This is a genomic window from Desulfatiglans sp. (assembly GCA_012513605.1).
Lineage (GTDB): Bacteria > Desulfobacterota > DSM-4660 > Desulfatiglandales > HGW-15 > JAAZBV01.
In genome coordinates this window covers 1-13776 of sequence record JAAZBV010000064.1, presented here as the reverse complement: position 1 = coordinate 13776, position 13776 = coordinate 1, and the positions used below count along the sequence as shown (strand labels likewise).

General features: G+C 43.9%; 15 protein-coding genes. 4 read left to right on the top strand and 11 right to left on the bottom strand.

Annotated features, from left to right (window positions below):
• Positions 1-181: 181 nt before the first annotated feature.
• From GX654_08120 to GX654_08110, 3 genes are all read right to left on the bottom strand, one after another.
• Positions 182-1396: an ROK family transcriptional regulator gene (locus GX654_08120; protein ID NLD36819.1), complete on the bottom strand. Its 1215-nt coding sequence runs from the start codon at positions 1394-1396 to the stop codon at positions 182-184.
• Between the two features lie 354 nt (positions 1397-1750).
• Positions 1751-2779: a hypothetical protein gene (locus GX654_08115; protein ID NLD36818.1), complete on the bottom strand. Its 1029-nt coding sequence runs from the start codon at positions 2777-2779 to the stop codon at positions 1751-1753.
• Between the two features lie 2 nt (positions 2780-2781).
• The gene (locus tag GX654_08110) at positions 2782-3888 is read right to left on the bottom strand and encodes a hypothetical protein (protein NLD36817.1); all 1107 of its coding nucleotides are present in this window, start codon (positions 3886-3888) and stop codon (positions 2782-2784) included.
• A gap of 274 nt (positions 3889-4162) precedes the next feature.
• On the opposite strand from GX654_08110, the gene GX654_08105 reads away from it, so the two are divergent.
• Both GX654_08105 and GX654_08100 read left to right on the top strand, forming a co-directional pair.
• Positions 4163-4876, top strand: coding sequence for a DUF1571 domain-containing protein (locus tag GX654_08105; GenBank protein ID NLD36816.1), 714 nt, complete (start codon positions 4163-4165; stop codon positions 4874-4876).
• A 6-nt stretch (positions 4877-4882) separates the two neighbouring features.
• Complete coding sequence (locus GX654_08100; GenBank protein NLD36815.1) at positions 4883-5908, top strand: hypothetical protein; 1026 nt, start codon at positions 4883-4885, stop codon at positions 5906-5908.
• Between the two features lie 6 nt (positions 5909-5914).
• Here the strand turns inward: GX654_08100 and GX654_08095 are convergent, their stop codons facing one another.
• The 3 genes from GX654_08095 to GX654_08085 form a co-directional block, all read right to left on the bottom strand.
• Positions 5915-6367, bottom strand: coding sequence for a PAS domain S-box protein (locus GX654_08095; protein NLD36814.1), 453 nt, complete (start codon positions 6365-6367; stop codon positions 5915-5917).
• A gap of 84 nt (positions 6368-6451) precedes the next feature.
• Complete coding sequence (locus GX654_08090) at positions 6452-7009, bottom strand: class I SAM-dependent methyltransferase (GenBank protein ID NLD36813.1); 558 nt, start codon at positions 7007-7009, stop codon at positions 6452-6454.
• Positions 7010-7152: 143 nt separating this feature from the next.
• On the bottom strand, positions 7153-7473 hold the full coding sequence (locus tag GX654_08085; GenBank protein NLD36812.1) for a hypothetical protein: 321 nt from the start codon (positions 7471-7473) through the stop codon (positions 7153-7155).
• A gap of 507 nt (positions 7474-7980) precedes the next feature.
• On the opposite strand from GX654_08085, the gene GX654_08080 reads away from it, so the two are divergent.
• Positions 7981-8769 (top strand): coniferyl-alcohol dehydrogenase, encoded by a 789-nt coding sequence (locus GX654_08080; protein NLD36811.1) that lies wholly within the window; start codon positions 7981-7983, stop codon positions 8767-8769.
• Between the two features lie 98 nt (positions 8770-8867).
• On the top strand, positions 8868-9185 hold the full coding sequence (locus tag GX654_08075; GenBank protein ID NLD36810.1) for a hypothetical protein: 318 nt from the start codon (positions 8868-8870) through the stop codon (positions 9183-9185).
• Positions 9186-9196: 11 nt separating this feature from the next.
• On the opposite strand, the gene GX654_08070 is transcribed toward GX654_08075, so the two are convergent.
• The 5 genes from GX654_08070 to GX654_08050 form a co-directional block, all read right to left on the bottom strand.
• Complete coding sequence (locus GX654_08070) at positions 9197-11389, bottom strand: acetate--CoA ligase family protein (GenBank protein ID NLD36809.1); 2193 nt, start codon at positions 11387-11389, stop codon at positions 9197-9199.
• A 79-nt stretch (positions 11390-11468) separates the two neighbouring features.
• Complete coding sequence (locus GX654_08065; GenBank protein NLD36808.1) at positions 11469-12356, bottom strand: hypothetical protein; 888 nt, start codon at positions 12354-12356, stop codon at positions 11469-11471.
• A 106-nt stretch (positions 12357-12462) separates the two neighbouring features.
• Entirely contained in the window at positions 12463-13209 is a 747-nt protein-coding gene (locus tag GX654_08060) for an SDR family oxidoreductase (protein NLD36807.1), read from the bottom strand.
• A 79-nt stretch (positions 13210-13288) separates the two neighbouring features.
• Positions 13289-13615, bottom strand: coding sequence for a cupin domain-containing protein (locus GX654_08055; GenBank protein ID NLD36806.1), 327 nt, complete (start codon positions 13613-13615; stop codon positions 13289-13291).
• Between the two features lie 23 nt (positions 13616-13638).
• Positions 13639-13776: hypothetical protein (locus GX654_08050; protein ID NLD36805.1), on the bottom strand; the 138-nt coding region annotated here is incomplete at its 5' end.

Genomic DNA, 13776 nt, shown 5'->3' with positions numbered 1-13776 from the left:
CATTAGGCTGGCTTAAATATTAACTGTCATATCAGGATATTACAGCAATCAGGTAATATAATAAATAAAGCTGGCAACATTTTGACACTGAAATTGTCATGCTTTGACAACAGACGGTTTTAAAAAACCATAACCTGTGCGGGTTTGAGTACCGCAGAGGTTAAAAATTAATTGAGATCTTTTAAATCAGGGGGCGTATTGTATTAAAGGGTGATTTATATAATTCCTGAAGCACAAGGCTTGCAGCCCCCTTTGCCCAGTCAGAATGCTGCCATTCAGGGATGACTATTTTTGTAAGTGACAGCAGATCACTGAATGTATGTTTATTTACGGCCTCTCTCATGGGGGCAAACATGATCTCCCCCGCATCAACACCCTGGCCTGAGATGATAATCTTTTCAGGGTTAAAGATATTTATCAATACTGATAATCCAACGCCAAGGCAGTGTCCTGCGGCCTGAAATATCTCGATAAGTGACTTTTCTCCCTGTTTTGCAGCATTAATAACCTCTTCAAACTCTATATCACTACAGGATTGCCTGACCCATAGGCCATTTTCACTGAGACATTTTGCCTTATTGACTAATGCCATGCCTCCAACAACCGTTGCAAGACAACCCCTTTTCCCGCATATACAGAGTTCGCCGTCAGGGGTAACCGGGACATGCCCCATCTCACCGGCAAACCCCCTTACGCCGCGATACAGCTGGCCATTGGTTATTATCCCCATTCCAACGCCATACTCGATTGAAATAACAATAAAATTATCCACTCCCCTGCCCTCGCCAAACCACTGGTGCGCCAGGGTAAGGGTATTTGCGTCATTTTCTATATAGGTCTTGATATTAAACCTGTTTTGAATACGGTCGCGCAGGGGCACACTGCCCGCATCGTAAATAGGGCTCCAGTGACAGGTGCCTGTTTGGAAATCAACAACACCCGGAACGCCGATGCCGATCCCTGAAATATTATCCAGCTTGAGACCTGCTTCATCTACAGCGGCAATTATAAGCTCATCAATATATTGGGCTATAAAATCAACGCCCTTTCCCATAAAGTTATCATTTTTTACTACCGTGCTCCTGGTTTCGCCCTGCATATCGCAAACAGCAGAGCTTGCCTTTGTTGCTGCAAGCTTTACACCTACGACAAATGCCGCATCAGGGTTAAGGGCCAGGAGGACGCGGTTTCTGCCGCGCTCACCGGTCACCTCGACATTCTTTTCAAATATAAGACCTTTATCAATCATCTGGGCGGTAATAGTGGTGACAGATGCCCGGCTCTGGCCTGTCATGTCGGCTATCTCAGAACGTGAGACCGCCTTTCTGGCACGAATACTGTTCAGGATATTGAACTGATTAATGGCGCGAATAAGATCCAAATTTGCTGATGGCATATTAAAACCTTTCCCAAATAAATAAGCCGGATAAATCAAAAAAACAAAAACATTGTTACTGTATGGCGTGTAAAACAAAGCAAGTATAACAGGCTAATTTTCTACAGTATAATTAATAATTTGGCAACAAAAGAATTATAATATTTAAAGCTCTAATTAAAAATCAATAAGGCTTTCAGCAGTCAGCGATCAGCTGTCAGCTAACTCTATGTTTTGAATGCCTTTTGCTGATCCGCCGTCGCACAAGGCTATGGCGGGACAGGAAGCTCAACGCAGATGGCTGATTGCTTGAATCCATAAAACCTTAGAAACATTAAACAGTTATCTCGACCCTGTTATTTTCAGGGTCCAACATCATACATATGTCACTGCATAATCACGGGCAAGGCTGATCATGAAAAATGCAAATGGCCTCTCCACATACCTGGTGATTATGGGGTTATGCACAACACCTTTGGGTATTATCACCGCAGTAGGTTTGTCAATCATATGCCTTTCATGCTCTTCGCCCAAATCTATGGAGATCTCAGCACCAAGGTAATTGATATCCGCAGGGTCTGTACCCACAAAAACCAGCACCTCATCATGGGGATGATAATGGGCGCCATCGGATTTACCCGGCCCCCTGTGCCATAACCCTGGCCGTTTATGAAATCCCCATGTAAAATTAAGATCAATGCCCTCAAGATCACTGCCGGTCATCCAGAAAGTCTTTTCAGAGTTTCCCGGCCCGGGGATCATCGTATCCTTTTCTGCTGTTGAAGGTGGTAATAATTTTAACGGCTTTATCAGATGTGCATGTCTATCACCATATGTCATGGTCTCAGGTGATACATGATATCTCTTTTTTGAAAAGGTGGAGACCATGAAGGGCTTGCTGCTACTTGCAATCTCCTTCATCCTTGCTATCTGCTCTTCGCTTATCCCGTCACCCATCCAGGTGGTACGGGGTTCTGCACCGAGTGAAAGGATAAAAAAACTGTATCCTATCGGGTTTAATACCTCCTTTGTAACAGATGGGCAATGGAGCACCCCGCCCTTTGCTACTATAACAGAGGGTTTATCAAAGGTATGCACCTCAAGCTCCTTACCGAGGCAGTACTGCATCTCAGCCCCAAGGTATTCGATATTATCAGGGTCAAGCCCGACAAAGACCAGTGCCTCAGGATATGGATGCACATGGGGGTCCATGCCAGGATGCCAGTCACCAAGGCCAGTATAAAAACCCCATGAAAAATTGAGTTCAAGCCCCTCAAGGTAGTCACGACCGTTCAGCCACAGGTTTATATCCGCGTTGCCGGTATTTCTGAATGCCCTCTCTGACCCTGGCATTGCGGCAATACTTAATGGTTTAACAAGGTGTGCATATTTTTTATTTTTCATATCTATTTCCCTCCAGGATTAAACTTTATTTCAGGCTTGCCGACGAGCCCCACAGTATATGCGGCAAATGGCCTGTCAACCCACCTGGTCACAACCGGGTAAAATGGTACACCTGTGGGTCTTATAAGGGCAGAAGGTCTTTCTATGATATACCTCTCTTTTTCTTCGCCGATCTCCACCTCTATACTAGCGCCCAGATAATCTATATCTTTCGGGTCAAGCCCTGCAAAGAGAGTAACCTCGGGAGAGGCGCTTAAAACCGCTCCCATGCCCCTGTGCCATACACCCGGCTGGCTGAAATACCCCCAGTTGAAATTCATATTAAGATTATCAAGGTCACTGCCAAACATCCATGAAAGATGATCAGCATACCCAGGCCCTGGTATCTCACCCCTTTTTTTCATTTCATCATAATGGGCTGCGCATGTCTGTGATAATTCTTTGGCAATGCTTCCCCTTTCCATAAAAACGCCTGATCTTATCGGCCTTAAAAGGTGGGCATATTTACCTGTAGGGGGGGTTGGATTTTTTGCTACCCTCTTCTTTGATACAGTCGATTTCATGGGGAGCTTAATGCCCTGTTTTTCCGCCATCTCTGCCATCTGTTTTAAGGTCTCTTCAGATATCCCTTCACCCATCCATGTGGTGGTAGGGGTTGCACCGAGACAGAGGAGGAAAAAGCCATAACCTTTAGGGCTGAACATCCTCTTTGTAATTAAAGGACAATGGGGCATGCCCGCAGGGATAACAACAACAGTGGGCTCATCAAAGGTGTAGACCTCCTGCTCCTTTCCAAGATAGACCTCGATCTCAGCGCCCAGGTAGTTCATCTTGGCAGAATCAAGGCCCACAAACACCAGGCACTCCGCATAGGGGTGAACATGGGGGTCCTGGCCTGTATGCCAGTCACCAAGGCCAGAGTAAAAACCCCATGAGAAATTAAGTTCAAGCCCCCCAAGGTGATCCCGTCCATTCAGCCACACTATCTTGTCTGCGTTTCCGGGCCCGTTAAATGCAGCGGTTTCAGTGGTGCCTGTAGTCTTAATGGATTCCATTTCTATCCTGCCTGCACTCAATGGTTTAATGAGATGTTCATATTTTCTTTTCATGTTAATGAGCCCTCCCTGTTTAGTGATGCAAAATTGTTAGGCCTATTTTTATATCATTCCTGTGCATTATGCAATTACCTGGAATTAAACACAAGTGTGTTAAACCGTTAATCACATGCCACCTTAAAATTGGGCTATTTTATTGTTTAGCACTTGCTTAATCTTTAAGCTGTTATACAATCCATTCTTTTCTGTACCTTAAGAATAGTATGCAGGGGAAGGGTTCTCCATAATGTACAGGGATTAATTATACTTTGACGGCTTTAACTGAATTATGCTGTATAAAAATATCAGACATTACCTACAGGTTATTTTATTTTTTCCTGCCCTGCTTTGCGGACAGCAGGCCCTTGCACAGGATATCAATAACCCTGATGTTATTCTGGAGCGAGTCAGAGAAAGCTTATCCTCTATAACCGATTATTCCTGCATATTCAGTAAACATGAGCTTATTGGCAGCAGGATTATCAAAGAGGACAATATAGAGCTTAAGGTAAAAAGGCCCGGCCATTTCTATATGAAATGGCAGGATGGCCCAAAAAAGGGGAGGAGAGCCATCTATGTTGAGGGTCAAAACAATAACAGGGTTTTAATAAATTTAGGCGGTCTGATGGCTCTTTTACCTGTTGCAATAGACCCCAATGGGAAAGAGGCCCTTAAGGAAAACAGGCACCCCATCACAGAGGCCGATTTTATAACCATTTTTGATAAGGTTAAAGAAAATTATTTGAAAAGCCTTACTGATCCTGAATGCAACCCACCGGTGGTTACCTCCGATGGCCCTGACACGCTGGTTCTCATGATGAGGTTCCCACCTGGAAAGGGTTATTACGCCCATTCGGGCCGTCTGACCATAGATAGAAAAAGGTGGCTGCCCATTGGTCTTACCTGCTATGGGTGGAAAGATGAATTTCTTGAGGAGTACAAATTTAGTAACATTAAAATAAACCCTGGCCTGACAGAACAAGATTTTAAAAAGGATTGGTGATTTTACATGAAGATACTGGGAATAGGTTGCAGCATGCCTGAGCGTGTTGTTACCAATGATGAGATATTGAATGAATTGATAAAGATCAGTGAACCCTTCTGGCAGGATGGTGAGGGGGTGAAGATAATAAACAGGGTTAAGGCCCTTTTCCGCATCTCCGGCACAGAGGTGCGTCGCAGAAGAAAAGATGGGGAAACCGCCTATGAACATGCGGAAAAGGCTGCAAGGCAGGCGCTTGAACGTGCGCAAATAAAGGCCGCTGATATAGACCTCCTGCTCTATGTGGGAGTTGGCCGGGGATGGGTGGAGCCCTGCATGGCCACCTATTTTTTGCACAGGCTAGGCATGACAAAGGCCACAGGGTTTGACATACTGGATGCATGTTTGAGCTGGATGAGGGCGCTCCACATAAGCCACAACTTTTTAAAGAATGGGGTTTATAAAAACATAATGATCCTGAATGCAGAGTTCAATTATGAATATCACGGCCCCATAAAGGCGGTGGACGAGGTTACATATCGCTTTGCACAACTCACCATCGGAGAGGCCGCCACTGCAACCATAGTGTCCGGAGGTGGTGATATTGCCCCTCACTTTGAGTTTAAGACAGAGGCAAACCTGCACGGGCTGTGCAAGATCCCCCTGCCCCATATAGCATCCTACAGTAACAACGAGACATGCCCAAAGCTTGATCCGCTCATCTTTTTTGCATACAGCACAGAGCTGTTTGAGGCGGCCGGCAGAATGATACCTGAACTTTACTTTAGTTCACCAGAGCTTAAAAACAGGGGCTGCGATATTGCCTTTGCCCATTCAGCCTCTAAATCTATTATTGATGACCTTGCAAGACACTCACGCTTCAAAGATAAAATGGTTAACCTCTACCCCATGTTCGGGAACACTGTGTCTGCATCTATACCTGTGGCAATGTGCTGGGCGCTGGATAATGGAAGGCTTAAAAGAGGTATGGAGATGATGCACTTTATGGGAAGCGCAGGATTTTCAGCAGGGATATGTCACATGATGTATTGATTCTCGTCAGGTCTTGGAATCCAATATCTTCTCAAGTTCCTGGAGACGTTTTCGATCAGCACGTTCCTTCTCGAATCGTTCAGTAATGTCCCGTGCATGTGCGAGTGCCCCAAGGACATCACCATTTGCATCAAGTATAATGGAGAAGCTAAGCTCGACATAAACTAAAGTGCCATCCGAACGAACTGCCCTTGTGGGCATACTTTTCCCGGCATACTTTGTAGCTCGCTCGTTAATGGCACGTTCAAACCCGCGCCAATGGGCATCCCTGAAACGTTCTGGAATGATGATATCTAAATTAACGCCAATGGCCTCCTCAGCTCTAAACCCGAAAATCCTCTCCGCTGCCCTATTCCAGACACGAATTATGCCTTTTTTATCTGCGAACACGATACCATCAGGAGATTGCTCCACCAGCAATTCAGCCATATTAATTAATTGTGATGTATCAGTCCTCATCGTGTTTTCCTGTTATATCAAAACTTGTTTTCTCCATGAATTCAAACCAAAAAATAACATCCGAAGAGTTGCCGGATCCAAATGTTAACCCTTTATTAATATCGCTGTGTTATGAAATAACATTTTTGGCCCCTCTACTGTTTTGAAGCCAACTGCCTCTGCTGTTTGCAGCGTTTTTCGAAATGCTGCCCCTGATACATGAAACGGCGGTTCAACGATCAGGGCTTGTCTGTTTGATTTTAAAAGTGAAAACAGTTCGGTAAAAAATGATGCCTTTTCAGGCACTTCGTGAACCATATAGAAAAGCAAAATGAAGTCCACTTGCTCAGATATACCGATTTTATTTTGATCACACTGGTGAAGCTCTATTCGGCTTTCAAGCTCGGTTGCTTTTATTTTGGATCTTAATTTTTGAAGCATCCCTTCCTGCAGGTCAACAGCAATAACTTTTCCTGCTTCACCAACCATCCCTGCCATATCAATGGTAAAAAACCCAGGGCCACAGCCGACATCAAGCACGGTCATCCCTTCTTGAAGATATGGTTCCAATATTTTAACTGGATTTTGATACAGCCTGCGAATTTTGTTGTCGAGTGACCATGCATCGCCGACAGGGCAAACACGATGCTTAGTTTCATTCATTTTACTGTCCTTTTTCTAAAAGTGCGCAGGATGTGTTAAGCGAAGCAACACAACAATATTCCAATCAATATTCTAATAAATACCATAGCTATATTTTAACAACATCATTTCCACTTTCAGCAATATACTTCAAAGATGACGGGTTAAGAGCCCGACATCTCTATCCCTGCTAATTCAGCCATTTTTATATATTTCTCACCTTTAAGGATACTATCTATTTTATTACGAAGATTCATGATCTCCTGAAGATTAAAGTGCTTAAGATGGCCTTTATAAATTGGATGATCTTTTGGGAAAAAGACCATGCATTGCCCTCGCATCAGGTGCATTTGAGTTCTTGCTCTTCCAAAAAAATGAAGGTGCATTTTTGCTCCTTCAGGATCATCAAGCCCCCAATTCCCCAAATCCGCGTAATTCATTCTTTCAATATCCAATATTTCATACATAGCTTTTCCAACAGCCATAGATATCCTCATAAAATCAATGGCCTCCTGCCAGGTCATATCTGAACGATCATGGACTCTCTTTTTTAATAAGTATTAAATGTCCCCCATCATCTCTGCAATGAAGGGCCGGAATTGGATTTATCACTTTAAAATATTTATCTTCATATACAGTATTTTCATCCATGACTATTTCTCCTTCCGACATATGTAAATATAGTTTCTGCTTATCTTCCTGCTCTAATAAACATACCCGGTAAAACCTGATTTTTATAATACAATGATACTTCTGAAAAGCCTGTAAAGAATAGAAACAAGCGCAAATGTACATTAACAGTAGCCGGTTTTCAACAGGATATTTTGGGTGGAGACGGGTATAAAACCCCACGTCAGGGGATATTTTTCCTTCAACAATATCTGATATAAAGGTGAGGATTATTTTATTCCTATCAATATCAATTATATGCTAATAGTAGAAACACATATCAGCATCCAATTAACCTCTTAATAAAACCATCAGGAGGCACTATGTATCTCACAAATAAAAAGATCGTTGTTACAGGGGCCGCATCAGGTATAGGGGCAGAGAGCGCTAAAGAACTGAAGAAGCAGGGGGCTACAGTAATTGGTGTAGACCTGAATCAGCCTCAGAAAAACATTGATCATTATGTTAAGGCCGATTTATCAGACCCTGCGTCAATAGATGCTGCTGTTAAAAAAATCCCTGATGGCATAGATGCCATATGTAACATTGCGGGTCTCCCTCCGACCAGAAACAGGGCAATGGTTATAAAGGTTAATTTTTTAGGGCTCAGGCATTTCACAGAGCTTATGATCGATAAACTCAATAACAATAGCTCCATCGTTAACATGGCCTCCCTTGCGGGCTTTGAATGGTACAAGGCCGAAGACCAGATTAAGGCATTGCTCAGCCACAGAGATTTTACTAATGTCGAAAGCCTTTGTGACAGGATAGGGATACCAGATGAAGCTGGCCGCTCCTACTTTTTTTCGAAGGAGACACTTATTGTCTGGACAATGATAAACAGGTGGACATGGCGTGACAGGGACATAAGGATGAACTGCATAAGCCCCGGGCCGGTGGATACACCTATACTACCGGACTTTATCAAAACACTTGGTGCAAGGGCTGAAGAGGATTTCAGGGTGATGGACAGGCCTGGTAAGCCAAAAGACATTGCCCCTCTGGTAGCATTTTTATGCAGTGACCACAGCAGCTGGATTAGGGGAGCCAACATACCCTGTGATGGCGGCATGTACCAGCATGTGCTCTGCGCTTCACACGGATATTTGTAAAAACAGTTGCAAAATTAACCTGAAAGGGTAACTTAGGGTGGTAATTTTAACCTGCATGGTAAATATTACGACCAAAAATAAATCACAAGGAGAATCAGATGGTAAGAATAAAAAAGATAGGGGTAGTGCAGACAGCAAAATTTGCAGCAATAATGTATTTTATTTTTTCAGCTATTATTATGATTCCTATAGGCTTAATCACCATGGTTACAGGCCCTGCGAAAGATAGCTTCCCCGGTTTATTTGGCGGTCTCTTTGGTGGTATATTCATGATCATTATGCCAATAATTTATGCAGTGCTTGGCTTTATCTTTGTTGCCATTGCCTGCCTCATATACAATCTTATTGCACGGTTTGCGGGCGGGATAGAGATAGAGCTTGAAAACGATGATTTTTCATATCCTGCAAATGAATAGTTAAAATATTTTTATATGGTTTCAGCCTCAAGGATAATCCTTGCATCAACCGCCACCGCATTCTTTTCATAGGCAAAGAGCGGATTGATATCCATCTCCTTTATCTCAGGGTTTTCCTTTACCATGGCTGATACCTTAAGAAGCAGCTCTTCGAGATAAGGTATATCAACAGACGCTTGTCCACGATATCCTTTAAGTAAAGTATAGACCTTTGTCTCTCTTATCATCTCTGATGCATCCTGTCTGCTTAACGGCGTGATCCTGAATGAGATATCCTTTAACACCTCAACAAGTGTGCCGCCCATACCAAACATGACCATAGGCCCGAACTGCTGGTCCTTTGTCATACCGATAACAAGCTCAAGACCGGGCCTTGCCATACGCTGAACAGAGACACCTTCAAGTGTTGCATTCGGCGCCTTTTCCCTTGAGACAGACATTATATCGTTAAATGCGGTTTTCACATCATTTGCATTTTTCAGATTGAGTTTTACAGCACCAATATCGCTCTTGTGTGTAATTTGAGGAGAGATTATCTTCATCACAACCGGATAACCAAAGTTTTCAGCCGCTGTAACTGCATCTTTCTCTGTTTTACACAGCACAGGTTCAGTTGACTCAAGCCCATACTCTTTAAGGATTTTTTTGCACTGTATTTCATCAAGCACAGAGCTGCCTGCATTCTTTATTGTATCCAGGAACAAAGCCCTGCCTTTTGATTCTGTATCTATCTTTGCCGGGATATCTATATGAATACCCTGATCCTTTCTGAATCCTGCAAGGTAACCCAAAGCGACAAAGGCCCTCTGTTCACTTCTGAAGACCGGTATGCCATGCCTGAAGTAGAAATCCCTCAGCTCTCTTCGCTCCTGCTCCAGCTCTATATCCTCTGTGCCGGTCAGGTCTTCAGGGAGTATTATGACAACAGGCTTATTATATTTTTGTTTTATATTTACCGGCACCTGTTTAATGGCCTCTACCTGATCAGGAGAGGGTGCATGGGCGCCTGCAAAATATCTTGCGGCCTTTATGGCAAAAAAGATCCTTCTTATGACTATTACATCAACCCCGTCACTTTCAGCGAGCGCCTCCAGCACCTTTGTAAAGATCTCAAGGGGCGGATGAGGTGTGCCTATATCAAGGGGATTTTTTGCAATTGTGCCTGCTGAAGGGAGCAGCTCATTCAACCTTGCTGCTGTACCTGCTGTAAATGAGGGTAAATGCATCCCTGCCATTTCACATGCATCAGCGCCTATGACAGTACCTGCCCCCCCTCCGCTTATAAATGCCACACCAGTGCCTGTCCCTGAAGGAAGACATGAAAACCCGATAGATGTATCAATAAGCTCCTCGCGGGTCTCTACCCTGATTGCCCCTGTCTGTTTAAAAAATGTGTCCCAAACGATAGAATCGCCGGCAAGGGAGCCTGTATGTGAAGATGCGGCGGCAGCGCCCATGTTTGTTAAACCCACCTTCCAGATAATAATGGGTTTTTTACCCCTGTTTACCCTTGCAATATTAAAAAACCTGCGACCGTCCCTTACCCCTTCAAGATATGCTGAAAAGATTTGTGTCTCATTATCCCGCATCAGGTATTCAAGAAGATCGGCCTCATTTGTGTTGCATGCGTTTCCATAGCTTGCGACCTTTGAGTATCTCACCCCCTCGCCAAAGGCAGGCGCGGTTATACCCTCTGCCAGCTGACCGCTCTGGGTTAATAGTGCAACTCCCCCTGCCTCTTTAGGGAAATGGCCCCCGGGTACAACGGTTACCCTGCCGGCAGGGCAATAGGTGCCAAAGCAGTTTGGCCCCATAACCCTTATCCCCTCTCTTGCAATCTCAACAATCTCCCTTTCGAGCCTCTTACCCTCTTCGTCATATTCACTGAAACCTGCGCTCAGGATGATAGCTGCCTTTACACCCTTTTTATGGCACTCTCTTAAAACATCAGGTCCATATTTTGCAGAAACGCATATACAGGCAAGTTCCGGTGTTCCAGGCAGTTCCATTACACTGCGGTATATCTTTAGTCCGAGGGTTTCATCACCCTTATAATTAACCGCATAGAGCCGGCCTTTAAAGCCTATATCCATCAATGCCTGCAAATATCTTGTACCAAAGGTCGCAGCCACGTCGGAGGCCCCGATAACCACAATGGATTCGGGTTTAAAAAAATAATTAATACCTTCTGTATTTTTTATCATATCAGGTCACTATAAAACAAAACCGAGCCTATAACAGGCTCGGTTTTAATTTCATTATAAAGGCATGTAAAACTATGGATTAGAATGATCCCTCTTTCCATGCAACAAGTCTTACGAAACCACCATCTGCCATTTCGCAGCGGAAGGGTAAAGCAGCAATAATCATGCGCTTTCCTGTGATCTCATCAACATCGCCGCCAGCGTTTTCTACTGTGATACACCCTGCCTGCATGAACATACGATGGCATGGTTCATAATCCGGAAAATCTTCATCAGGATTTCTGCCTGTTGCCTTGCAGTATGCGGTATGGAGCCAGGGCATCTGTTCCTTGAGAGGATAATGCCACAGTGGAGAATCTGTTGCGCCCCAGGTGCCTGTAACGCCCTTAATCTTCTTTTCATGAATCAGATATTCCGCAACCTCAGGACCCATGCCCGGGTAATAGTTATAATACTTGTCATTATTTATTCTCCAGTAATGATGAAAACCTGTGTTCATTACTACCCAGTCATTTTCTTTGATCTCAAGCTTATCCTTCTTGCATGCCTTTTCTACATCCTCAGGCATAATGATCTTCCACAGATCAGGCTCAAACCCTGTCTTCCATTTCTTCTCAAACTCGTCTTTCATGTGGCGCATATCAAGGATAACACCGGTTCCAACGCAGTATTCAAGGGGCAGTTCGTTCAATGAATAACCATTGCGTTTCCTGTCAACCTCTTCTTCATGGAGAACATGATTTGGTGCGTCCATATGTGTCCCGGCATGGAGTGTACCGGTATAGGTCATGGTACGTTTATGAAAACGGCCAAGGTACTGTCCGCGGGGAAAAAGCAGGTCCTGACGGGGACCGGGAAAGGGCCAGAGAGGTGTATCAACACCCCAGGGCTGTGAGAGGTCATAAATCTTCGTCATCTTTTTTCTGTCAAGGTACATCCTTTTTTTGTTCAGCGGCATGTATGCCATAATTAAATCCTCCTCTTTATTATGTAATTAGATTTTTATTAATCTATAATTTCCGGGTAATAATCAATAATGGTTACTACCCCTGGTTTAAGACAAAATATTTCTACTACCCTATTGCGGTCAAGCCGCCATCAACATAGTGAATAAGGCCTGTTATATTATCAGCCTCCTTTGAAGCAAGGTATACACAGGCGGCTGCTATATCTTCCGGGTCAAGGAATTTCTTGAACAGTGTCTTTGATTTGAGAATTTCAAGTCTTTCAGGGGCAACAGCCTTTCTGAAATTCTCGGTCATTACAACAGATGGGCCAACTGCATTAACGTTGATTCCATATGGCGCCCATTCGGCTGCCAGCATACGGGTTATCATGTCAACAGCACCTTTTGTGGCGCCATAGGGCATGTTACCGCCATCAGTGCCTCTGATGCCTCTTACTGATGAGAAATTGATTATCTTGCCCTTTTTCTTTTCAATCATGATCTTACCGATGACTTTGCATGGGATCATAACGCCCCTTACATTTACCTGGAACATCTTGTCCCAGTTGTCTATATTGATGTCAACAGCAGGCATCTTGATGTTTATACCGTGTGCATTTACCAGGATATCTATTGTGCCATACTTTTCCACTACTGCCTTTGCCACCTCAGCAACCGATTCTTCACTGGCAACATTAACGGCCAACCCCATTGCATCAGGACCTATTTTTTCCGCAACCTTCTTTGAACCCTCAAGGTTTACATCGGCTATTACTACCTTTGCTCCCTGTGCTGCAAAGGCCACTGCACATGCTTCTCCTAAGCCCCCTGCACCACCGTTTATTATTGCAACTTTTCCGTCTAGTCTGAACATTTTATACTCCTTTCTTAAGTTTGGTCTCCGACTATAGAAAATATCAATTTACAGGTCAAGGGAAAAAACCTGTTTTAAATTAAGGAGTAATAATAAATACCAGTACCTCTGCGGGTTTACCGCCAATTACCTTCATCTCACGCTCTTCATTTGCCCCTATAAAGATGAGGTCTCCCTTGTTCAGGACATGAGTCTCATTCTTGCCGTTTACTGTTATAGAGCCATTTGCCACATAATAGATCTTTTCAGTGGGGGAGCCTGCCATCTCTGCCCCGCCGTTTGGCTGAAAGTAGGAATAAAAGACCTTTACCCTCTTTGATTCCTCAACAAATTTCTGCAATCCGAATACACCAAAGTGCTTTGCCGCCTCATATGGTGTCCCTGCTGTATCCTTTACTGTCTTCATACTATTTTCTCCTTTATTTCATTTTAGTTAGACGCAAGTATTATCTCGCCCAGATTATAATCCTTATCGGTTTTGATATTGATGGTCTGGGTCTTATAGCCCTTTGCCTCTATGGTGATGGTGAAGGATTTGTCTGCTGGAAGAGACTTGAACTCAAAGTC